Source organism: Acidovorax sp. JHL-9 (assembly GCF_000426205.1).
Taxonomy (GTDB): Bacteria; Pseudomonadota; Gammaproteobacteria; order Burkholderiales; family Burkholderiaceae_C; genus Acidovorax; species Acidovorax soli.
On the sequence record NZ_AUEX01000008.1, the window covers coordinates 132,252 to 154,328 of the forward strand.

At 63.0% G+C, this 22,077-nt stretch carries 20 protein-coding genes and 1 pseudogene; 10 read left to right on the forward strand and 11 right to left on the reverse strand.

Going from position 1 to position 22,077, the window contains the following annotated elements; genetic code table 11:
- Positions 1-171: 171 nt before the first annotated feature.
- Positions 172-1,278, forward strand: a pseudogene (locus K225_RS20495) (IS5 family transposase).
- A gap of 438 nt (positions 1,279-1,716) precedes the next feature.
- On the opposite strand, the gene K225_RS0107025 reads toward K225_RS20495, so the two are convergent.
- Positions 1,717-2,067 (reverse strand): DUF4148 domain-containing protein, encoded by a 351-nt coding sequence (locus K225_RS0107025; protein WP_026435754.1) that lies wholly within the window; start codon positions 2,065-2,067, stop codon positions 1,717-1,719.
- Positions 2,068-2,426: 359 nt separating this feature from the next.
- Between K225_RS0107025 and K225_RS0107030 the strand changes: the two genes are divergently transcribed.
- Positions 2,427-3,467, forward strand: coding sequence for an IS630 family transposase (locus K225_RS0107030; protein WP_026435755.1), 1,041 nt, complete (start codon positions 2,427-2,429; stop codon positions 3,465-3,467).
- 576 nt (positions 3,468-4,043) lie between these two features.
- Here K225_RS0107030 and K225_RS0107035 read toward each other — a convergent pair.
- The 5 genes from K225_RS0107035 to K225_RS0107055 form a co-directional block, all read right to left on the reverse strand.
- Positions 4,044-4,385 carry a copper-binding protein gene (locus K225_RS0107035; protein ID WP_026435756.1) on the reverse strand — a complete coding sequence of 114 codons (342 nt, stop codon included), beginning with the start codon at positions 4,383-4,385 and terminating at the stop codon, positions 4,044-4,046.
- 79 nt (positions 4,386-4,464) lie between these two features.
- Positions 4,465-4,962 (reverse strand): plastocyanin/azurin family copper-binding protein, encoded by a 498-nt coding sequence (locus K225_RS0107040; RefSeq protein ID WP_026435757.1) that lies wholly within the window; start codon positions 4,960-4,962, stop codon positions 4,465-4,467.
- Positions 4,963-5,002: 40 nt separating this feature from the next.
- Positions 5,003-6,415: a multicopper oxidase family protein gene (locus K225_RS0107045; RefSeq protein WP_026435758.1), complete on the reverse strand. Its 1,413-nt coding sequence runs from the start codon at positions 6,413-6,415 to the stop codon at positions 5,003-5,005.
- Positions 6,416-6,431: 16 nt separating this feature from the next.
- Positions 6,432-7,862, reverse strand: a complete 1,431-nt coding sequence (locus K225_RS0107050) for a TolC family protein (protein ID WP_026435759.1) — start codon at positions 7,860-7,862, stop codon at positions 6,432-6,434.
- On the reverse strand, positions 7,859-8,185 hold the full coding sequence (locus K225_RS0107055) for a hypothetical protein (RefSeq protein WP_026435760.1): 327 nt from the start codon (positions 8,183-8,185) through the stop codon (positions 7,859-7,861). Before K225_RS0107055 ends, K225_RS0107050 begins: the two co-directional genes overlap by 4 nt.
- A gap of 746 nt (positions 8,186-8,931) precedes the next feature.
- On the opposite strand from K225_RS0107055, the gene fliE reads away from it, so the two are divergent.
- From fliE to K225_RS0107100, 8 genes are all read left to right on the forward strand, one after another.
- Complete coding sequence (gene fliE, locus K225_RS0107065) at positions 8,932-9,240, forward strand: flagellar hook-basal body complex protein FliE (protein WP_026435761.1); 309 nt, start codon at positions 8,932-8,934, stop codon at positions 9,238-9,240.
- A 33-nt stretch (positions 9,241-9,273) separates the two neighbouring features.
- Positions 9,274-9,522 (forward strand): hypothetical protein, encoded by a 249-nt coding sequence (locus K225_RS22370; RefSeq protein WP_162143883.1) that lies wholly within the window; start codon positions 9,274-9,276, stop codon positions 9,520-9,522.
- Between the two features lie 13 nt (positions 9,523-9,535).
- Positions 9,536-10,681, forward strand: a complete 1,146-nt coding sequence (locus K225_RS20505; protein ID WP_202900028.1) for an acetate/propionate family kinase — start codon at positions 9,536-9,538, stop codon at positions 10,679-10,681.
- Positions 10,682-10,894: 213 nt separating this feature from the next.
- Positions 10,895-11,347, forward strand: a complete 453-nt coding sequence (locus K225_RS0107080) for a MerR family transcriptional regulator (RefSeq protein ID WP_005794607.1) — start codon at positions 10,895-10,897, stop codon at positions 11,345-11,347.
- Positions 11,348-11,499: 152 nt separating this feature from the next.
- Positions 11,500-12,855 (forward strand): cyclopropane-fatty-acyl-phospholipid synthase family protein, encoded by a 1,356-nt coding sequence (locus K225_RS0107085; RefSeq protein WP_026435763.1) that lies wholly within the window; start codon positions 11,500-11,502, stop codon positions 12,853-12,855.
- A gap of 239 nt (positions 12,856-13,094) precedes the next feature.
- Positions 13,095-13,493 carry a hypothetical protein gene (locus tag K225_RS0107090; protein WP_026435764.1) on the forward strand — a complete coding sequence of 133 codons (399 nt, stop codon included), beginning with the start codon at positions 13,095-13,097 and terminating at the stop codon, positions 13,491-13,493.
- A gap of 106 nt (positions 13,494-13,599) precedes the next feature.
- Positions 13,600-16,020 carry a D-xylulose 5-phosphate/D-fructose 6-phosphate phosphoketolase gene (locus K225_RS0107095; protein WP_011805852.1) on the forward strand — a complete coding sequence of 807 codons (2,421 nt, stop codon included), beginning with the start codon at positions 13,600-13,602 and terminating at the stop codon, positions 16,018-16,020.
- Positions 16,021-16,125: 105 nt separating this feature from the next.
- Positions 16,126-17,388 carry a hypothetical protein gene (locus K225_RS0107100; protein ID WP_005794599.1) on the forward strand — a complete coding sequence of 421 codons (1,263 nt, stop codon included), beginning with the start codon at positions 16,126-16,128 and terminating at the stop codon, positions 17,386-17,388.
- 65 nt (positions 17,389-17,453) lie between these two features.
- Here the strand turns inward: K225_RS0107100 and K225_RS0107105 are convergent, their stop codons facing one another.
- The 5 genes from K225_RS0107105 to K225_RS0107125 form a co-directional block, all read right to left on the reverse strand.
- Positions 17,454-18,497 (reverse strand): type II glyceraldehyde-3-phosphate dehydrogenase, encoded by a 1,044-nt coding sequence (locus tag K225_RS0107105; protein ID WP_026435765.1) that lies wholly within the window; start codon positions 18,495-18,497, stop codon positions 17,454-17,456.
- Positions 18,498-18,524: 27 nt separating this feature from the next.
- A complete protein-coding gene (locus tag K225_RS0107110) occupies positions 18,525-20,057 on the reverse strand; it encodes an AarF/ABC1/UbiB kinase family protein (RefSeq protein ID WP_026435766.1) in 1,533 nt (510 codons plus the stop codon).
- Positions 20,058-20,143: 86 nt separating this feature from the next.
- Positions 20,144-21,175, reverse strand: coding sequence for a hydroxyacid dehydrogenase (locus K225_RS0107115; RefSeq protein WP_026435767.1), 1,032 nt, complete (start codon positions 21,173-21,175; stop codon positions 20,144-20,146).
- Positions 21,172-21,426 (reverse strand): hypothetical protein, encoded by a 255-nt coding sequence (locus tag K225_RS0107120; protein WP_009516033.1) that lies wholly within the window; start codon positions 21,424-21,426, stop codon positions 21,172-21,174. The genes K225_RS0107115 and K225_RS0107120 overlap by 4 nt, the downstream gene beginning before the upstream one ends.
- Positions 21,423-22,067 carry a DUF6629 family protein gene (locus K225_RS0107125; RefSeq protein WP_003121541.1) on the reverse strand — a complete coding sequence of 215 codons (645 nt, stop codon included), beginning with the start codon at positions 22,065-22,067 and terminating at the stop codon, positions 21,423-21,425. The genes K225_RS0107120 and K225_RS0107125 overlap by 4 nt, the downstream gene beginning before the upstream one ends.
- Positions 22,068-22,077 lie beyond the last annotated feature (10 nt).

Sequence of the window (22,077 nt, forward strand, 5' to 3'; positions counted from 1 at the left end):
ATCGAGGTGATCTATAAATGACGCATCACCCTTGGTAAATGCTTAACAGAAATACTCCCCGCCGCGCCCAGCTCTTAACAGGCTGCTGAAATACTCCCCGCCGTCACCTCCCGGTTGACGCCTTGCCAGGACAATCGAGGCAAACCAACCGACCATACAGACAAGCCAGACATGCGCGGAGCCGACACCTTCACCGAGAGCCTGTTCACGATGCGCCACCTCGATGACTTCGTGCCCTCTGATCACCCCCTGCGGGTGATCCGCATCATGGTCAACAAGGCCCTGGCGAACATGGACGAGCTGTTTGCTCAGATGTATGCGGCCGACATCAAAGGCGGGCGCCCCAGCATTGCCCCCGAGAAGCTGCTGCGCGCCATGCTCATTCAGGTGCTCTACAGCGTGCGCTCGGAGCGCCAGCTCATGGAGCAGACCCAATAAAACCTTCTGTTTCGCTGGTTCATTGGCCTGGCCATGGACGATGCCGTTTGGGTGCCCACCGTCTTCAGCAAGAACCGCGAACGCCTGATCGAGCACGATGCGGTCATCGAGTTCTTCAATCAGATCGTGCAACAAGCCCAGGAGCAGGAACTGCTCTCGGGCGAGCACTTCAGCGTGGACGGCACCCTGATCCAGGCCTGGGCGGGCCACAAGAGCTTTGTGCGCAAAGACCGCAAGGACGATGACGGCACCGACGCGGGCAACTTCAAAGACCAAAAGCGCAGCAATGACACCCATGAATCCACTACGGATGGGGATGCGCGGCCGTACCGCAAGGGCAAGACCGCCAGCGAACTGCGCTTCATGGGCCACACGCTCACCGACAACCGCCACGGGCTGGTGGTCAGTGCTGTGGTCACCCAGGCCGATGGCTATGCAGAGCGCGAAGCGGCCAAGGTCATGATCAACGATGCGCGCCAAGCACTACCGGGCGATGAGTCCATCACGATCACGCTGGGCGCGGACAAGGGCTACGACGCCAAGGAATTCATTGAAGCCCTGCAAGAGATGAACGTACTGCCCCACGTAGCGCAGAACAAAACGGGGCGCCAATCTGCGGTATCTGACAGGATCGCAGGCAGCGAAGGCTATGCCATCTCGCAGCAAAAGAGAAAGCTGATCGAACAGGGCTTTGGCTGGGCCAAGACGGTGGGGCATATGCGCCAAGTGCTGGTGCGCGGGATCAAGAAAGTTGACCAGATGTTTGTGCTGACGATGGCTGGCTACAACCTCACGCGACTGCGCAGCTTGGGGCAAATCCGTCTGCAGGGGCAGATGTGAAGGGAAAAGGATCAGAAAACCGTGCTTTGCGGCTGAAAACACGCGTGTTTGCGGGCTGACTTCCAGCATACGGAAAGCTTCTGCGAAAAATGTGGCTGCAGCCGATGAGCAGGTTCGACCGCAGGGGAGTATTTCAGCAGCCTGTTAAGAAACTTAAAAAATATCTTTAAAAATCAACGTACTAAAAATCACGTTTCTTCGGCTCGGAGTCCGGATGCGCGGCCGGTTGGATCGCTAACGTCTTGCCAGGACAATCGAGGCAATCTAACCGACCAGATAGACACGCGCGGCGCCGACAATTTTACCGAAAGCCGAGGAGCATTGGCCTGCGATCATTTTGGAATGAACTGTTTAGACTAGATTTCTATCAGTCAGCCCGACGCCAACAATCCCACAGAATGTATTCCAAGCAATTTTCCGCATCCCAAACGTGGGCAATCAACCCGGGGAGTAGAGACGCAGACGCGCGTCGCGCTCTTCAGGGGACTCGCTCCGCAATTCGTTGATTACTTGCTCACGCGTCTTGCCTGGACCTGCCGCATCAGGTGTGCGAAGCGGGAAGTTGCTTTGGCCGTAAGAAAGGCGTCCTTGCTGCATAGCTGCCTTGGTTTCTGCGATGACTTGCTCTCGCGTCTTCTCGCTCTTGAAATGTTCCGGGTGAACGATGAAGCCCTTTTCGTTGTTGGCGGGATGCTCGTACGCTGCCGAAGCAATCCCTGGAAGGCCCAAGGTAACCACTGCGGCCGCGGCGGCAATCATGGAAGAAAGGGAGAGGCGTTGTTGGATCATGGTTGAAGCTCCTAGCGATGGTGAATAAAACTTGCATCTCTCATGCCTTGCTTGGGCGTTGAGGAGATGTGTTGATCGTAGAGAGCGCACCCCAACAGAATCTAGACAGCCCGATGACATTTTTATCAGGGAGCGGCGCGAACTGGGCGGAGCCCCACAGTCCCGGCCGACCTCCGCGTATGGATGAGCCCATCCGGGACGGGAGCACCTGGCAGCACGTAGCGTGGGCAGGTCGATTTATTCAATGAGCCGATAGCTCGAGTTATTGCTCCGGCCTCATGATGTTTGCACTTTCGCCAGTGCTATTGATCCGGCCTCATAAAGATTGAATTTCTGGGTGTTTGTTTTCTCCAACCTCCATGGACAAAGAAGACGCGCGTTACCAGACACTGGAGCAGTTGCACGAGCGGCGAAAGCAAGTCGTGCGGCTGCACAAACGAGGCATCAAAGTCATGCAGTTGGTGCAGATGACGGGCTTGAGCTACCCGGCAGTGCGCCGGGTGCTGGACCTGTTTGAGCAAGGCGGCTGGGCTGGCATCAAACCCGCAGGCCGTGGGCGAGCCAAAGGGGATGCCCGATTGCTCACACCGCAGCAGGAAGCCCACATTCAAAAGACCATCTCTGACAAGCGTCCCGAGCAGTTGAAGATAGATTTCTTCCTGTGGAGTCGCGCTGCTGTCATGCAACTCATCGAGCAGGAATGCGGCTTGAAGCTGGGCGTGCGCACTGTGGGAAAATACCTGGCGCGCTGGGGCTTTACCCCACAAAAGCCCATCAAGAAGGCATACGAGCAGCGACCCGAGGCGGTCAAGGCCTGGCTGGATGAGCACTACCCGGCCATCGAGGCAAAGGCCAGCGCAGAGGGTGGCGAAATTCACTGGGGCGATGAAACCGCACTGGTCAACACCGATGTGCGCGGCTGGAGCTATGCACCAGCGGGTGAAAAACCCGTGGCTTACACCGTGGGCAGCACACGTCAGAAGTTGTCCATGATCGCCACCGTGACCAACCGGGGCAAGGCGCGCTGGATGATCATTGACGAGGCCTTCAACAGCGAGCGGCTGATCGAGTTCCTGCAAGCGCTGATCAAGGACGCGGGCAAGAAGGTGTTTCTGATTATGGACAACCTGCGCGTCCACCACAGTAAACCAGTGAAGGCCTGGTTGGCACAGAGAACCCAACAAATCGAAGTGTTCTACCTGCCCAGCTACAGCCCCGAGCTCAACCCGGAAGAACGGCTCAACGCCGACCTCAAGCAGGCCATAGGCAAGCGGGTGCCCGTCAGAACCAAGGCCAAGTTGCGCGATGCAGCCAACGAGCATATGGCGATGTTGGAGAAGTCACCCGAGCGGGTGATGAGCTACTTTCAGGACCCCAGGGTCAAATATGCCGCAGGTTGAGACTTCATGGGGCCGAAGCAATAAGGCTGCGCCCTCGACAAGCTCAGTGTGAGCGTTCATACACAAAAGGGCCGGATCAATAGTAGCTGGCCGCCCCTGCGGGCCGCCGGGTTTCGCTGCGCGCGCGATTCCGTAGTTGTCGTGTTGCCCACAAGCTCCCACGGTGACGTGTTCAACCCACAGAAAGGAGCTTTGACAATGAGAGTGATCGGACTGAATGTCTCGCGAACCTTTGGCGAGATTGCCTATCTGAAGGACGACCACTTGCGAGCCGGCGGCCGAGTCATGCTTCAGCACGACGCGCTGCAAAAGTCTGCTCAAGGCTTGCAAGCCTACGACGAAGTAGTGCTCGAAGCCGCAGGAAACACCACCTCGATCGTGACAGCGCTCAAACCGCACGTCGCCAAGGTTGGTCCTTGTGCTCGTCGGAGCCGTGCGCCAGCACGCCCATGGAGGCGGCGGCGACACAGAGGCCGATCAGGGTATGGCGAATGTGAACCATGATGCCTCCTCCTTGTGGTGGAGGGGCTGACTAGGTCTGCCGCGCCCCACGAGATGGCGCGGTTGTGAATTTGCTCAGCGCACGGACTGGATATCGGTGACGATCATCTTCCCGCCTTCCTGGACGACCATGAATTGCACCTTGTCGCCGGGCTTGAGGTTGGTGAGCTGCCCCTTGTCGCGGACGGTGAAGACCATGGTCATTCCGGGCATGTCCAGGTTCTTGATGTCCCCATGCTTGAGGGTGATCTTGCCGTTGTCCGGATCGACCTTCTTGACCTCGCCGTCGGTCATGGATGCGGGTGCGGGCGCCGCAGTCTGGCCTGAATTGGGACTGACCTGGGCATGGCCCGCCATCGGCAGGGCAACGCCCATGGCCAGGGCGGAAATGGTGAGCAGACGTTGGATGGTGTTCATGGTGACCTCTGGGTAAATGGATGGATCTATGGGCTGGCCCGGCCATGGCCGGGCCAGCTGTGGTGTGCGTTTCAGGCCATCATTTGCGGCCCACCTTGATGGCGCCCTTCATGCCGGCCTCATAGTGGCCAGGCATCAGGCAGGCGAAGTTCACGGCTCCCGCCTTGGTGAACTGCCAGACGATGTCGCCTTGCTTGCCCGGCCCCAAGGTGATCTTGCTGGGCTCGTCGTGCTCCATGTCGGGGAATTTCTTCATCTGCTCCAGGTGCTCCAGCAATTCCTTCTCGGTGCCCAGGCTGAGTTCGTGCTTGACCTGTCCTGTGTTCTTGACGATGAAGCGCACGGTCTCGCCTTGTTTGACCTGAATGTTCGACGGCGTGTACCGCATGTTGTCGCTCATTTCGATGGTGATGGTGCGACTGGCTTTGGCGGCGACGCCGGGCTTGCCAACGGCCGTCTCGCCACCCTCATCATGGCCGTGGCCGCCCGCATGGTTGCCGCTGGCGAAGGCTGCCCCCGATGCGGCCAACGCGATCATGGCGAAGAGTTGAGAAACAGTGGATCGCGTGAATTTCATGGGTAGTTTCCAGTTGAATATTGAAGATTGCAGGGAAAACTCAATGCTCGCCATGCGAAGTGGGCTTGCGCACCTTGACTTCGGTCGGCGTTGCTGGCTTGCGAGCGCGCGGCATGGACTGGCCGCCCTCGGCGCTGAAGCGTGCGGGCTCGGCCATGGGGCCGGTGTACTCATGCGCCACCGTGCCTGCGGGATGCTTGAACCAGCCCGGATCCTTGTAGTCACCCGGCTTCTGGTCGCGGCGTACCTTGAGCACGCTGAACATTCCGCCCATCTCCACCGAGCCGAACGGCCCCTGGCCGGTCATCATCGGGATGGTGTTGTCGGGAATCGGCATTTCCATCTCCGTCATGTCGGCCATGCCGCGCTCGCCCATAACCATGTAGTCCGGGATGAGCTTGTTGACTTTCTTGGCAAGGCCGCTGTGATCCACGCCAATCATGGTGGGAATGTCGTGCCCCATGGCGTTCATGGTGTGGTGGCTCTTGTGGCAGTGGAAGGCCCAGTCGCCCTCCTCGTCGGCGACGAATTCGATCTGGCGCATCTGCCCCACGGCCACGTCGGTGGTTACTTCATGCCAGCGCGTGCTTTTGGGCGTGGGGCCGCCATCGGTGCCCGTGACCACGAATTCGTGGCCATGCACGTGCATCGGGTGATTGGTCATGGTGAGGTTACCCATGCGGATGCGCACCTTGTCGTTGAGACGCACATTCAGAGAGTCGATGCCAGGAAAGACACGGCTGTTCCAGGTCCACAGGTTGAAGTTCGTCATCTCCGCGACCTTGGGTGTAGCCGCGCCGGGCTCAATGTCATAGGCACTGAGCAGGAAGCAAAAGTCCCGTTGCACCTCGTCGATCAGCGGGTGCCTAGCTTTCGGGTGCGTGACCCAGAAGCCCATCATGCCCATGGCCATTTGCACCATCTCGTCGCCATGCGGGTGGTACATGAAGGTGCCCGGGCGGCGCGCCACGAACTCGTAGACAAAGGTTTTGCCAGACGGAATCGCCGGCTGCGTCAGACCGGTCACTCCATCCATGCCGTTGGGCAGGCGCTGGCCGTGCCAGTGAACACTGGTGTGCTCGGGCAGCCTATTGGTCACGAAGATGCGCACACGGTCGCCCTCGACGACCTCGATGGTAGGGCCGGGGCTCTGTCCGTTGTAGCCCCACAGGTGGGCCTTCATCCCTGGTGCCACTTCGCGAACCACCGGTTCGGCGACCAGGTGGAACTCCTTGATGCCCTGGTTCATGCGCCACGGCAGCGTCCAGCCGTTGAGCGTCACCACTGGGTTGTACGGCCGTCCCGAATTGGGCATCAGCGGGGCCATGGTGTTCGGGCTGGTCTGAATGACGGGCTCAGGCAAGGCCGCCATGGCGACACGGCTGACCGCGCCAGCCGCCACCGCGCCGCCAGCAATACCGGCGAACTTGAAAAAATCTCTTCTGGATGTCATGGCAATCGTCTCTGCATCAGTGACCGGCACCCGCGTCGCTGGGGGCGCTGGTGGTGACCGACAAGGTGGTGTTGGTGGGGCGCCCGATTACGGATGCCTGCAATGCGGCATCGGCCAGCCAGAATTGCTGCTGGGAGTCCAGGGCCGCCGTGACGGCACCGACCTGGTCGCGCGCATCGGCCAGCAGTTCGAACGCGCTGATCAGCATGCCGTTGTAGCGAAGCTGGTTCTCCTCCGCGATCACCTTACGCACCGGAACCACTTCGTCGCGGTAGTGCCGCGCCACGTCGTAGGCCGTTCGATAGGCCGAATAGCTTTCGCGCAGGCTGGAGCCCGCGGAACGCACCGTGCCTTCAAGCTGGTTGGCGGCCGCCAGCGTTCGAGCGTTCATCGCATCGCGTTGCATTCCGCCCCAGTCAAAGATGGGCAGGCGTACCGCGACTTCCCAGCCGCGCGCGGTAGAGCGGGTGCCCTCGGCATTGTCGAAGGTGGTATTGCGGCGCCCAGTGAGTTCGATATCGGTGAAGCTGGTCACCATGTTCAAGCCCTGGGCCTTGGCAGCGCCATCCAGCGCAGCCTGCGCCAGACGGATGTCCAGCCGCGCCTTGGTCGCCAGCGAGCCAACCGCCTGCGGATCCAGTGCTTGCTTGGGGAGATCGGGTAGACGTTCGGGAAGCTTCAGCGCTTGCGCTTGGCTTTCATCGAGCCCCAGCAAACGTACCAGTTCTTCCCGGCTGGCCGTGACCTGGTGCTGGGCCGTGCTCAGTCGGGTGGCGGCATCGGCATAAAAAGCCTGCTCGCGTGCGCGGGTAATGCGGTTGAAGTTGCCCACGCCCTGCATGCGCCGGGCCAATTCGGCGCCCGCTTCGGCGCTGTCATAGACCTGCTTGGCATACTGGAGCGCCTGCTGCGCGGCCACGGCCCGTACCCAAGCCTGGCGCACCCCGGTGACCTGGTCCACCACGCTGCCGGTCAGGCGCAATTGAGATTGCTCGATACGCCGGGTGGCGACACCGTACCGGGTCGGCAGGGTCAGCAGATCCAACAGGCCAAAGGACAGCGCACGCCCCAAGTCCAGCTCAGTGCCGGCCGTCATGCGCTCAAAACTGAAGATGGGGTTGGCAATCCGCCCCACCTGCGCGGCATCGGCAGACTCCGCCCAGCCTTGCGCCAGCAGGGCCTGCAAAGACGGGCTGTTAACCAAAGCCAACTGAACGGTTTCTTTCTGACCCAGAGGCTGCGCAAGCAAGGCTTGAGCGGCCTGCGCCCGCTGGTCGCTTTCCTCCTGGGTACGAGCCAAGGCGAGTTTGCCTTCGGTAAAGCTGCCCGCTTCGACGTTGACACGATTGATGTTCTGATCCAGGCTGACGCTGGCACAGCCGGTCAGCACCGCCAGTCCGAGTGCAGATAGAGCGAGTTTGGCGTGAGTGGCACGCAAACGCATCATGGTTTTTCTCCCCCGTGATGGCCAGAATGCGGGTCGGTGACGGGAGCAGCGTCCTTGGCGGACCCGGGCTGGCCCGACTTGATTTCCTTCGCATAGGCGCGCCAGCCGCCGATTTCACCCACCTTGTCGTTCGCCGCCTTCCAGGGCTGGACGGACTGCTCCTTGTAGGCCTCGTAACCCGAGAGGGCTGATCGGTACGAGAGCAGGTAGCCCACCTTCGCGGTTTCGCCCTCTGGCATCTGTGCAAATGCCAGGGACGGCACCATTAGTGCGGCGCCCAGCCAGAGGCTTGAGGTAGGTCGTGAAAGCCAGAGATTGTTCATGGATTTGTGATGCATTTTTGACTTTTGTCATTGTGCAAACGACTAGCTGTCAAAAGCATAACGGCTTCATTACATCTTTGTCATGATCGAGAGGGGTGAGGGGTAACCCCTCACCCCTCTTACACCACCGTACGTGCGGTTCCGCCTACGGCGGTTCAAGTGAAACGCTGGAGGTGTTGGTGGATGGTCAACTACCGATACAAGCCCCACGCCTGTGAAGTATTTGGGCGGCAGTGCGGCGACCATGTGCCTGGCCCGGGGTTCCACCAGGGGCCGCGCCAGTTGACGCTGGAGCGCCGTGCGCGCAGGGCATCAAGCCCGTAGCGTCGCATCTGCGCTTCTCGCGTCAGTGGCCGCTTCCACTGCGCTCCCGGGTGTCGGAGCTGAAGATCCGTTATCTGCCCGACAGCCAACTGGAGCAGAACCACGCGTCCAGGAGCCGCTTTGGCTCCAGCATCAAACCGTTGCTGGAGATTGCGCAACGGCCGTAGACCACGCTCCCTTTGCGTGGCACCTGCCAACCTTCATGCTTTGCGGTGCGCACCACTACGCGTACCGGCAACTCACGGCGATGTCGGCAAGATGACGTTTCTGTTATCCATAGCTGTGCAATTGAACGACTGACGCACCAGTTGCAGGGCTTCTTGATCGGCTGGCGACACTTACTATTTCGTATCGATCGCTGGTCTCGATCTCCAGCAAAAAAGGCCCCTCATAACCTCCGTCAGTTCGACAATGGACACACCATGAACGTCACCACAAACTCGCTTGACGCACTACTGCCATTCAATCCGGTGGGCAAGTTGGTGTCCAAAGCATCCACAGTTCAAGACGGTGGATTTTTGGACGCGATGAAGCAAGCGTTAGCGACCACGAGCCAATTGCAAAGTGAATCTGGGCGCCTGAGCCGCGAGGTCACCTTAGACAACCCCACTGTCAGTCTTGAAGAAACGATGCTTGCAGGAGTCAAGTCGAACATTGCATTTCAGGCCACGCTGCAGAGCCGAAACCGAATTGTTCAGGCTTACACCGATGTAATGAACATGCAGGTCTGATGCTCGGAAGGCGAAGCAGTACAAATGCAGGTAATGAGCGCACTCGTTGCTGAAATCGCCGGCTCACGTGGCGAACAAGCTGGAGTTGGAGCCTTTTTGACAAAGGCCCCTCCAGCTTTGACTGCTGATCGCCTGAAGAGCCGTTTTAGTACCGGGGTGTTGGAGCACCGAGCCCATGAACTGGGCTGGTGGCTCCATGCGCTGCTCGCACTGTGTGTTGTCCTGTTGTACTGGCTGGCTCATACTGCCGAGGCCGGCAGTCGCGACGTCGATCTGCACTGACGGCGACCAAGACATGCACATCCTAGCCATCAACGCCGGCAGTGCGACCCTCAAGTTCGGGGTTTTCGACCCGGCATCGGCCATGCCCGTGATCGAATCGACGATCGACCATCCCGCAGTTGATGTCGCGGCGTTTGACGAGATCGAGCGGCAAGTACGAAGTTCCGGCGTGACGTCGCTCGATGCCATCGGCCACCGTGTCGCACACGCTGGCCCCTTCTTGCGCGAGGCGGCTTTCGTGGACGCGAAAGTCGAGCACGAGATCGACCAGGCTGCTGCGCTGGCGCCGCAGCACAACCCCGTTGCACTGGCCGGCATCCGCATCGCGCGCGAGCGTTGGCCAGGCGTGCGCCACGTGGCGGTCTTCGACACCGCTTTTCATGCCGGCATGCCAGAACACGCCTCATGCTATGCCGTTCCGCAGTCATGGCGCGCAGTTGGGGTGCGGCGATTCGGGTTTCATGGCCTGTCGCACCAGAGCGTACTGGCGGCTGTCAGTTCCGCGTTGATGCGGCCTCCATCCGAACTGCGCATCGTGAGCTGCCACATCGGCAATGGGGCAAGTGTCTGCGCGATCGACCGTGGCCGCTCTGTCGACACCTCGATGGGGATGACGGCCCTGGAAGGTCTGGTGATGGGCACACGCAGCGGGGACCTCGACCCCGGCGTGCCAGGCTATGTCGCGCGTACCCTGGGCTTGTCACTGGTGCAAATCGAAGCGGCGCTTTACAGCGACAGTGGACTGAAGGCGTTGTCGGGTGTGGGCTCGGACCTGCGCGAGATCGAGAGTCGCGCGCGGGATGGTCATGCTGCTGCCCAAATGGCGTTGCAGGTCCATGCCTACCGCGTGCGCAAGTACATCGGTGCCTACGCCGCGGCGATGGGCGGCTGCGATGCGGTGGCTTTCACTGGCGGAGCAGGGGAAAACTCCCCGACGCTGCGTTGCCGCATTCTGGACGGCTTGGAATTCCTTGGCCTGCATCTGGACGAGGAGCGCAATCTCGCCTTCAGTCCGGCATCCGAAGTCGCCCAGCTTCAGGCGTCAAGGTCCTCGGTCGCGGTGCTGGCCGTGCGTGCGCGCGAACAGTGGGTGATCGCGCACGAGACTGCCAGGTTGTTGAATGGTTCGGTAAGTGCCGAACACGAAATCGATGAATAGGGAGAGCACCGTGGTCAGCAACAGCCCCGCTTTCGGCGTCGCCCACAAGCCGGTCCACCCCTGTCACCGTGTTCTGCCGGTTGTACTTCCGAAAGCGCACGGACAATGGGATCACAGCCGATCAAACACCCACGCTCTTGACCTATGTGCGGCACCTGGGTTCAAACTCCTGCCATGCGTTTCGACGCGAGACTACCCCGCTGGAGAACGGTGATGCAACTCATTGAATGCGCCCGGGAGGCAGGTGTGACCCCAGACACGCTGCGCCATTACCTGCGGGTTGGCCTCCTGGTGCCGGATGGTCGCGGCGCGAACGGCTATCGCGCGTTCTCCGAGCGCAGCGTGGCGCGGGTGCGGTTCATCCGCAACGCATTGGCGCTCGGCTTCACGCTCAAGGACGCCGCGGAGTTCGTTGAGATGAGTCAACGCGGAACATCTCCTTGTCCGCGCGCTCGGGCGCTGCTGAGCGAGCGGCTTGACGAACAGGCTCGACGACTGAAGGAAGCGACGGAGCTGCATCTGCGCATGCAGCAGGCAGACCGCGACTGGACGCGACTCCCTGACGGAGTACCGGATGGCCATTCCGTCTGCAGTCTGATCGAAGGAGCGGCAGCGGACGTTCAGCGCAAATCTGTGCGAGCGAAGTCTAGTCGTGTACGCGCATGACCGACTTTGATCGATTTTGATAGTCCCAGACATCATGAGGCTCTACGGACATGCAAAAAAGTGGCGTTGGTCATGTCGATCGTGCCGGCGCGAAAAAGAGTCGTCTGCTACATCGCAGCTTGCGCTGCACGCGAGCAACTGAGGTGCCCCAGATGAACCATTCCAAGACACTTGCGCAATCCCCGTCACCAGACATGAATGCCGCCGCGCTGCGCATCCTGCGCCGGTTGCTGGCCGGCATCGAGCGCCAGCCGGCGTTGCGTCTGGGCGATGTGCTCCTGCACGAGTTCGAGGCGCATCCAGAGTACACCCTGATCATCCGCGACCCGGGACTGCTTCGACGCCTTGTCCTGCGGCCGGATCCTCTGCTGCTGGCGGAGGCCTACTTCCGCGGCACCATCGACATCGAAGGGGACCTGTACACCGCGCTTGGGCTCAAGGCGCACTTCGAGAAGTTCTCGCTCTCCTGGCGCGACAAGCTGGCCCTGTTGCGCGACGCTCTGATACTGCGCGTGTCTGACCAGGATGGTTTGAAACCATCGCGTAGTCTGGCCTCGCGCGTTGCGCGCCGCTTCTCCCATCGACATTCGCGCCAAACCGACCGAGCAGCAATTTCGTTCCACTACGACGTTTCAAACGTGTTCTATGGTCTCTGGCTCGATGCCGAGAGAGTCTATTCCTGCGCCTACTTCGAGACGCCGGACGACACGCTGGACCAGGCGCAGTGCAACAAGCTGGAGCACATCTGCCGCAAGCTGCGGCTGCAGCCCGGCGAACGTCTGCTCGACATCGGCTGCGGCTGGGGCGCGCTCGTGTGCTGGGCGGCACGAGAACATGGCGTCCGCGCGCACGGCATCACTCTCAGCCAGCAGCAGCTCGAATACGCGCGCGAGCGCATCCGATCAGAAGGCTTGCAGGACCTCGTCACGGTTGAGCTGCGCGACTACCGCGACCTCGATGACACTGCCGTATTCGACAAGGTGTCCAGCATCGGCATGTTCGAGCATGTGGGCCTCGCTCATCTGCCGGCCTACTACGCCGTGGTGCAGCGTGTTTTGCGGCCGGGCGGGCTCTTCCTCAACCATGGAATCACCCATGACGAAGAGGGCTGGAACCGAACTGTCGCGACCGATTTCATCAACCGCTATGTCTTCCCTGACGGCGAATTGGACTGCGTCAGCAACATCCAGCTCGGGATGGAGCGGTCCGGCTTCGAAATCCATGATGTCGAAGGTCTTCGATCACACTACGCGCTGACGTTGCGTCATTGGGTTCAGCGACTCGAAGCGCGCCGAGAGGAGGCCCTGCAGGAAGTCGATGAGGTGACCTTCCGCGTCTGGCGCCTGTACATGGCGGCATGCGCGCTGGAATTCGAGGCGGGCGGCACAGGGATCTACCAGATCGTAGCGTCCAAACGAGACGACGGAAGATGGCCCGTTCCTTTGACGCGCCGCGATCTTTACTCGGGTACTACCCCATCAAAGCCAATGACGGTGCGCGAAAAATGAGCAGGCCCGCTGACCGGGTTGCGCGAGTTGTATTCTTCTGTCCGATGCAGGTCAATGTGAGGGCGTGGAGGTGGACGGTCAGCAGACCCGCGTTCGCCCTATCCGCAGTTCGGCTTCGCGTGGTCGCAGTGACGCGGTCGCCGCAGCGATGGTACGCCGTGAGCCGCCGACAAGCACGCCGAGACGCCCGCCGACACAGCGCGGTGGCACCTCTGCGCACGCAGGCGCCGCGCACCTCCATGTCGCTGTTCATGGCCTGCGGCGTCTGGCTCGTCAGGCTGGGCGCCTACTTCGTGTTCCTGCGGCCGGCGCTGCTGCCCGAGGATCCGCGCTTCATCAGCGTGCCGCTGGATCGGCTTCGTGGATTGGCACCCGGTCTGGAGGCATGGCGGCGAATCGTGTTCACGGTGATGGGCGGCTTCATGACGGGCGCGTGCGTACTGATCGTCCACCTGGCGCGCATGGCCATGCGCGAGCGGCAAGGCGGTACCGGCGGGGCCGTCGCGTTCTCCGGGCTTGTGACGGTCGGGCTGATGAGTGCGATGGACTTCGTCCTCCACTCGGACTTCCGCTGGGTGCTATTGCTGCCTGCCTTGCTGTGGGCCGTGGCCGCGGTGCTATATGCGAGGCAGGTCTGACGTGCCCAGCGCCATGCCATTCGTTTCTGCGCCGGCGATCCGAGACGCCGGCGTTCCCAACCCCACCGACGCTCGTCATTGCGGGTCGGTTCCAAGGACCTTCAAAATGAATCACAACCTCCCCTGGGTCGCCGAGCGGGTGCGACTGTTCCGCGAATTCGATCCCGAGTTCGCGCGCTGGGCGCGCGGGCATGGCCCCATCGCCCACAACGACCTCACGCAGCTGCGAATCCACGACCTCGCACAGGTGCTGGTCGCCGAAGGCAAGGCGAGCGACACATCCGCGATCTACCGCACGCTGTGGGCCGCAGACCGATTGGCCGTGGCCGGGATGTGGCTAACGGTTCACATGACCTATGCCGATCGGGTCTATACCGACGGCCGGGAAATGGCGGCCGAGGACTTCAAGGAGACGCCTGAAGGCCACACCGGCGGATCACTGAACATCGTGCCGGCCTATGTCGGCTACCTTGCCGCGAACGCGCTCAGCGGCCTGACACGCGGCTGGCTGATGGGTCAAGGCCATTGCGTGGCGGGCATCGACGCCTGCAACCTGCTTGTTGGCAACATGACGCCGCGCCACGCCGAGCGGTACGACCGAAGCGAGAACGGCCTTACGCGCTTCGCTCGGGACTTCTACAGCTACGCGATCGACGCGCAGGGGCGCCCGGCCTCGCCGCTGGGCAGCCACGTCGGCCCGAACACGGCAGGCGGCCTGTCCGAGGGGGGCTATCTCGGCTTTGCCGAACTGCAGTACGTGCACATGCCCCTGCCCGGCGAACGGCTGGTGGTGTTCCTCAGCGACGGTGCATTCGAGGAGCAGCGCGGCAGCGACTGGGCGCCGCGCTGGTGGCGCGCCGAGGACAGTGGATTCGTGGCTCCGTTCATGATCCTCAACGGCCGTCGCATTGAGCAGCGCAGCACCATGCAGCAGCAGGGCGGCCTCGAATGGTTCCAGCAGCATCTGCGCCTGAACGGCTTCGACCCTATGGAGATCGACGGCACCGACCCCGCCGCATTCGCCTGGGCCATCCACGCGATGGAGGAACGGCTGGCGGCCTGCGCTACGGGGGTTTCGCGTGGAACCGTTCAGTACCCGGTGCCACTTCACTACACCATCGCCGAAGCGCCCAAAGGATTCGGTTTTCCCGGTGCCGGAACCAACGCCGCGCACAACCTGCCGCTGGCGGGCAATCCCCGTCTCGACCCGTCAGCACGGCAGCAGTTCAACGAGGGCGCGCGCGCGTTGTTTGTACCGCCGGGTGAAATCGACCAAGCGGTGGCCCTGCTCTGCAGGCATGAGGTGCAGCGCCGTCCCCTTGAGCGGGACCATGCCCTAGCGCATCGCCAGGTCGCAGCGCCGAGGCTTCCGGAGCCGCAGTGGCACGACAACGATGTCTCGCCGATGGGCGCGCTCGACGGGGCCTTCGCCGCAATCATCAAGGCCAATACTCAACTGCGCCCGCGCGTCGGCAATCCCGACGAGCTGCGCAGCAACCGCATGGGCCAGACCTTGGACCTGCTCAAACACCGCGTCTTCACGCCCGAACCGGGCTTGGCTGAAGCCGTGGATGGTGCCGTGATCACGGCCCTCAACGAAGAGGCTGTGGTCAGTGCGGCGCTGGGTAACAAGGGCGGCATCAACCTCGTTGTTTCTTACGAGGCCTTTGCCGTGAAGATGCTGGGTGCACTGCGGCAGGAAATCCTGTTCGCGCGCCACCAGGCGGAGGCCGGCATGCCTCCGGGCTGGCTGTCGGTAGTGACGGTGGCGACATCCCACACCTGGGAGAACGGCAAAAACGAGCAGTCCCATCAGGACCCGACACTGGCCGAAGCGCTGCTGGGCGAGATGTCCGACACCGCACGTGTGTTGTTCCCGGTGGATGCCAACAGTGCCGTCGCGGCGCTGCGAGCCGCCTACACCTCGCATGGCCAGTTCTGGACACTGGTCGTTCCAAAGCGGGCCATGGCCAGCCAACTGAGCGGCGAACAGGCCCAGCGTCTGGCCGATGAGGGTGCCTGCGTGGTGAAGCCCTGCGACGCACCCGATGTCTTGCTGGTCGCCATCGGTGCGTACCAGCTACAGCAGGCGCTGCTCGCGGCGCGGCGGCTGGACGACGCCGGGCATCGGACGGCAGTCACCTGCGTCATCGAGCCGGGCCGCTTCCGGCTGCCACGCGACGAGCGCGAGCGGGCTTTCGTGGCGGGCGACGCGGCATTGCGCTCGCTGTTCCCGGACACCGCTGCGGTGCGCGTCATCGTCTCGCACATGCGGCCGGAGCCGACGCTGGGCCTGTTGCGCCGCATCGATACAGGGCCTCGGCAGACCCGTGCACTGGGCTACCAGGCGCGCGGTGGGACGCTCGACGTTGCCGGCATGCTGTTCGCGAACCGCTGCACGTGGGCGCACGTCGCGACCGAGGCAGCGCAGGCGCTCGGCGTCGATCCCGCGAGCATATTGACCGCCGAGGAGTTGGCCGCGGTGGGAGGCCACGGCGACCCGCGGGCGGTGATGGTCTCGGCATGATTCCCCTGTTCTCCCCATAGGGACAAGAATAACGTCGTTTCCGGCGCCGATCGGTACGAGGCCGTGGTCCAATTGGAACCCTGTGCCCGCCCATTTATCGAGACCATGTCCCACGCGCTTGAAACTCTCATCGGTCACTGGAAAGCCGATCCGCTGAGCACCTACAACACCTGGTTCCTTTGGGAAGAACGGCTGAAGAACTTCCGCTCGATTCGCCGCGGCCTGGCGCAGGTGGTCAAGGACATCGATGCGGGCACCTTCGGTAGCGCATTCCGCGGTTCCTCGCTCGAAACGGTGGTCGGCTCGGTGGCAGAGCAGCGCCAGATCTTCAAGGGGGCAGACCATGCATTCCTGTGGAAGCCCAAGCTGCGCATTCCCGACATCTACGAGAACGCGACCAACCAACAGGCCTTTGCCCGGTTGTTGCACACCTGCGACTGCTGCAACAGCGCAGAGGAAGTGATCGAAGCAATACGGCGGATCGACGCTCGTCAGATCAAGGGTCTGGGCCCCGCCGTGGCGAATCTCCTGTACTTCGTTCACCCCACGATCGTGATGCCGTTCAACACCGCGATCGTGAAGGGCTACAACGCGGTCACGGGCAGCAGCGTCAAGCTCGGCAAGTGGGAGCACTACCTCTCGATGCGCGAAGGCGGCCTTCGCCTCAATGCCCAGCACCGCAACGCGTTGTCGAACGACATGGGGGCACTGGCTGGGCTGCTGTTCGACATCGGCTCGGGCCGGTACGCGGCGCCACCGCGCGATGACGATGCGGCCGCCCTCCAGGGCTGGGAGGCCGATCTCGAAAAGGTGCGCGAGGAATCGGCCGCGGCCCACAAACGCTGGGCCGCGGAGCGCGAGAGCGACGCGACCCACACCGAAATTCAGGGATGGCTGCGCGACCTGGGCAAGTCGCTCGGCTACGGTGTCTGGATTGCGTCCAACGATCAGGGGCGCAGTTATCAGGGAGGTCGCCTTGGAGACGGCTGTCTGACGCAGCTCCCCGCGCAGGCCCGGGCCGGTCTGGACTCTGTTCGCCTGATCGACGTCATTTGGGTGGAGGCCGACGGCTCGAAGGTCGCCGCTGCCTTCGAGGTCGAGCACTCGACCTCGATCTATTCCGGCATCGTGCGCATGCTCGACCTGGCCTTGGGAACGGAACTGGGAGCGGGCGTATCGATGTTCCTGGTGGCGCCGGACGCTCGCCGCGAGGATGTCCGCAGCCAGTTGCGTCGGCCGGCATTCACGCGGGTGGCGGAGCTGGGAATTCGCTACCTCCCCTACAGCGAGCTTGGCGCGCATCGCGATGCGATCGGCAGATTCGGCTCAGGCCTAAAGCCGTTGAACGAGATATCGCACCTGCTGTGATGCACGGTCGTCGAGGCACGATCGGCACCAGCGGCAGAATGTACCGCCCAAGCGTGAATCGACGCCTAGTCGCGGTCGTGGATGAAGTCGTGCCGCAAGCCGAGTGCGGCATCCGTCCGAGCGATTGACGCTGACGGATCGGACTCGATGCCGCTCAGCGCGCGGATCGCATCGATGGTTTCGGGAATCACGATCGCCTGGTTGAAGACCTGGTAGGTGTAGTACGCTTGGTCGCCATCTACCGCGAGGACGTCCTCCCACAGGGCGACCTCCCACATGTCGCCGCGCGGGCGGCCAAGATCGGACATCAGCTCCACCGTACTGTTGAGTGCCACGAGGCCATCCGAGGAACGCACGAACGCGATCCGTGGTGCCGCACGGAAGGCCGCCAGCACCTCGTCGCGCGTGGCCGGCCTCGTCAGTTCGACCCACCAGGTGTGCAGGTGGCTGCTGTTGTGCGGCGCCTTGACCGCGATCGTGACGACGTCCAGGTCCGGGATCACAGTGCGCGCGTCCGGTCCCTGATGGCTGGGGATCGTCTTCTCCGGCACGAGCGTGTTAATGATGCCCTCAGCATGCGCTTCCCAGGGGTCGGATGCGCGGCGGATGAGCGTGCCGCGTGCACGCTTGAGCAGGCCGGCCGTCCGCAGCGCCCCCAGCGTTCGCACGATGGACGTGGTGTTGCAGGAGACCACGCGAGTGGACTCGCGGCCGATGGCCGACGCATAGTTCGCTTGCGCGACGAATGAGTGCCCCGTCAGCGCATGAGACTCACCACCGTGGAAGATCGACTTCACGCCGGCCGCGGCGTACACCTCTTTGTTGACCGCAGCGACTTTCTTGGGCGTGCAGTCGACCACGACATCGGCCTTCGCGAGCAGTTCTGCCAGATTGCCCGCCAAAGCAAGACCTGCGGCGCGCATCGCTCCTTCAGCTTCAAAGGTTGCCGCGTGGATGGCGAAGCCGCGCTGCGCGGCGACCTGTAGTCGATAGTCGTGCACCACGTCTGCGACGCCGGCAAGTGCCATGTCCTCCTGGAGCGCGACCGCGTCTGCCACCCGCTTGCCGATCACACCGTACCCGTTCACCGCCACTCTGACCTTGTTCATTCCTTGCTCCTGACTTGATGAGACGCGTCAGCCACGGCTGCGCGCAATGAAAAACGTGAACCGGATCGCCAGCGCATAGCCCAGCAGCGCGAGCACCGGCATGTCGCCCCAGCGAGGGCCTACGGCGTGCTGCATCAGCAAGCTTGACGCGATGTACAGGCCCAGCGTCACGAGCGCGAGGGCGATGCGGCGGCCGAGGCGGTCGATACCGCTCAGCATCCGGGCGTCGGGCTTGATCGACAGTTGCAGCAACTCACGCTGCCGCAGTACGCTGTGCAGGCGCCGCGCCAGCAGCGTGGGCAGGGCGTGGGCCGCGTTCCCCAGTTCATAGGGCAGACGCTGCGATGCCGCAGACTTGGGCTCGTCGAAGACGCCCGTGGTCGTGTGGCGAGAGATGGCTTCGATGATGGAAAACTCGGGTGCCAGCAGGCGCACCGTCCCTTCGAGCAACAACAGGGTACGCGTGAGCACGAGGAGGTCCCTGGGCAGCCGGACTTCCTGGGTCCGGCCCGCCGCCACGAGCTGCGCGAGAGCACCTGAGAGCGACCAGTCCTTCAGCGGCCTCTGTGCGCAGTCTGCGACCAGGGCACGCACGACAGGCACGAACACGGCCCGATCGGTGCCGTCGCCGAGCAGGCCCAGGTCCAGCCAGGCGTCGACCACCCATTCGGCATCCTGCTCGACGAAGGCCAGGGCGAACGCCACCAGCGCCCGCCGCATGTTGCCGTCGACCCGGCCCACGATGCCGAAGTCGTGCAGGCAGATGCGGCCATCGTCCATCACGAAGACGTTGCCGGGATGGGGGTCGCCGTGGAAGAAGCCATCGCGGAAGATCTGGGCGACGTAGCTGTCCACGAGTTTGCCCGCGGCCGCCACCGCGGTGGGCGAAGGCAGACCGTGCAGGTGAGCTCCGTGGCTGAACTGCTGGACCATGACGGTCGGCGTGCACAGGCCGTCCACCACGTCGGGGATCACGATGTCGGCAGAGCCGCGCCAGGCGTCGGCGAAACGTCGCACGGAAGCTGCCTCGCGCGACAAATCCATCTCGTAGCGGAAGTTGGCCGCAACCTCGTCCACGATGGCTGCCAGCCCCCAGCGACGCAGCGAGGGCACGAGCCCCTGCATGACCAGGACGATGCGGCGCAGGATGCGCATGTCGATCTCGGCCTGCTCGGCCGCGCCAGGGCGGCGGATCTTCACCACCACTTCCGTTCCGTCCGGCAGGGCTGCACGATGAATCTGGGCGATCGAGGCCGCGGCGAGCGCGTGCATGTCGAAGCGTGCGAAGACCTGCTGCCATGGGCGGCCGAGCGCCGCCTCGACCTCCTGGACCGCCTGCTCGGGAGGAAACGGCGCCACATTGGCCTGCAGGCTGGCCAGAGCCTCTTGCGCATCGGGCGCCAGAATGTCGGCCCGCAGGCTGAGATGCTGGCCCAGCTTCACGAAGGTCGTGCCCAATCGCTGCAGCACTTCGGCGAAGCGGTCGGCCGCCCGGTGGGTATCGCAGCGCATCAGGCCCCGGTGCCAGGCCACCCAGAGCAGGAACCCGCTCAGGGCCATAGCGATCTGCGTGGCCCGGCGCAGCGCCGAGCGTTGCGTTGGGCGGCCCGCAAGACGCACGGTGGAAACGGGGCGGTTCGGTCGCGTCATGGCTCATCCAACCTGTTGCGCAGGCGGCCCGCATGCCAGGCTGCGATGTTCGAGATGGTCTCGTCGAGGATGCGCGCGATCGCCTCCGACGTATTGAACCCGACATGCGGTGTCACGAGCACACGCGGATGCGTCAGCAGTGGGCTGGATGCCGACCAGCCGGTATCGCAACCCAGTCCGCCGCAGCCCGTGGGCACTTCGGGAGACAGATCCCCTTCCTGTTCCAGCACGTCCAGTCCTGCTGCGGCGACGGTACCTGCCTCCAGTGCGTGCAGCAGGGCGGCCTCGTCGATGAGCGCACCCCGTGCCGTGTTGATCAGTACCATGCCCGGTTTCATGCGCGCGAAGGCCTGGCCATCGAGAAGGTGGTGCGTGGCCTGCGTGGCCGGAACATGAAGGCTCAGAACATCGCTGCTTTGCAGGATCTGCTCCCACGTCACCACGCGGACGCCGGCGATGGGTGCTGCCGTGATGTCGAGCGATGGGGCGAGGGCCGGGTCGTACGCGAGAACTTCCATGCCGAAGCCCAGGGCGATACGGGCCACGTGGCGCCCGATCCGGCCCAGCCCGACGATGCCCAGCGTCTTGCCTTCCAGCTCGAAGCCGGTGAGGCCGCGGTAAGCGAACGAACCTTGGCGCGCCCGCTCGTGGGCTTGTGTCAGATGGCGAGCCACGCCCAGCAGCAGCGCGAAGGCATGTTCGGCGACGCTGGCAGACCCATAGTCCGGCACGTGGCACACGGCAATGCCGCGTCGGCGGCAAGCCTGCAGGTCGATGTGATCGAAGCCCGCGGAGCGCGTTGCCACGAGCCGCACGCGCGGCAGCAACCGGAGCACCGATTCGTCAACGCGCGTGCGCACGAAGACGCACAGCACCTCGGTGTCTTCATCGCCGACATCGGATACCACCAGGCGTTCGTTCTGGACGAAGTGCGCGTGCCAGTGGGTCGGAAGCCTTTGCTGCAGCGCGGCCTGGTCCGCCGGTGCGATGTCGGAGAACAGAACGGACAGACGGTTTTGTGCGGTCATGAGCCCTCCTCGATTACCCGGTGCAGGGACAGGATGCAGAACGCGGCGATGAAGTGCCCGGTCTTGGTGCCTTGCGCGAGTTCCGCTTGCGCGAATACCGTCGGCAGCCGGCCGGCGACCGCATCGCGCATGGTCTCGAATCCGTCGAGCAACTGAACCGTGAAGAACGCCGCGCGGCGCATCGGGCCCTGCGTGCGGCCGCAGTCCGCGTAGGCCAGTGCGGGCTTGAATCTGGCCGGAGGATTCGTCATGGCACGGCCAGCCTCGCTCGGGGCTCACGGAACTGCCACAGCACGATGAAGCTGAGCACAGCGGCAAAGAAGCACCACACCGAGATGAACCAGGTTGCATAGAACATGTAGGCGGCGATTGCGGAGACAAAGGCGGCCACCCCAAAAGCCGCCACGCGCCGGTGGCTAGAAACCATCAGGCTTGCGCAGGTGCCGATCAGATACAGGGCCATCGTGGTCATCACGTAGAAGTGCGGAGAGTCGTAGAGGATGTGCTGGCCGACCACGCGGGCCGTGATGGGCAGCTTCACCAGCATCGCCAGCAGGTACAGACCGACGAGCGCGCCCGCGACTGCAATGGCCACCAGAACCCGACGGCGCCAACGGACGCTCTCCAGCGCCAGCGCAGCCAGCGGGACGTAGATCGGCCACAGGACGTGCGAGAAGAACGAGTAGAGATGCGTTAGCGCCACGTTCAGCAAGGGCGCGCGGTCGGGGAACGTCAGCCACAGCATGCCTTCGAGCAGTTGCTGGACCCCGAACAGCAGCGGGATGGCGGCATACGGCAGTTCGCGCCGTGAGCGGGCCCGGCGCATGGTGACGGTCCCCAGGCCCAGCAGAACCGCTGCGGCCGTGAAACTGGCGGGTGCGGAAAAGCACATGGGCAGTCAT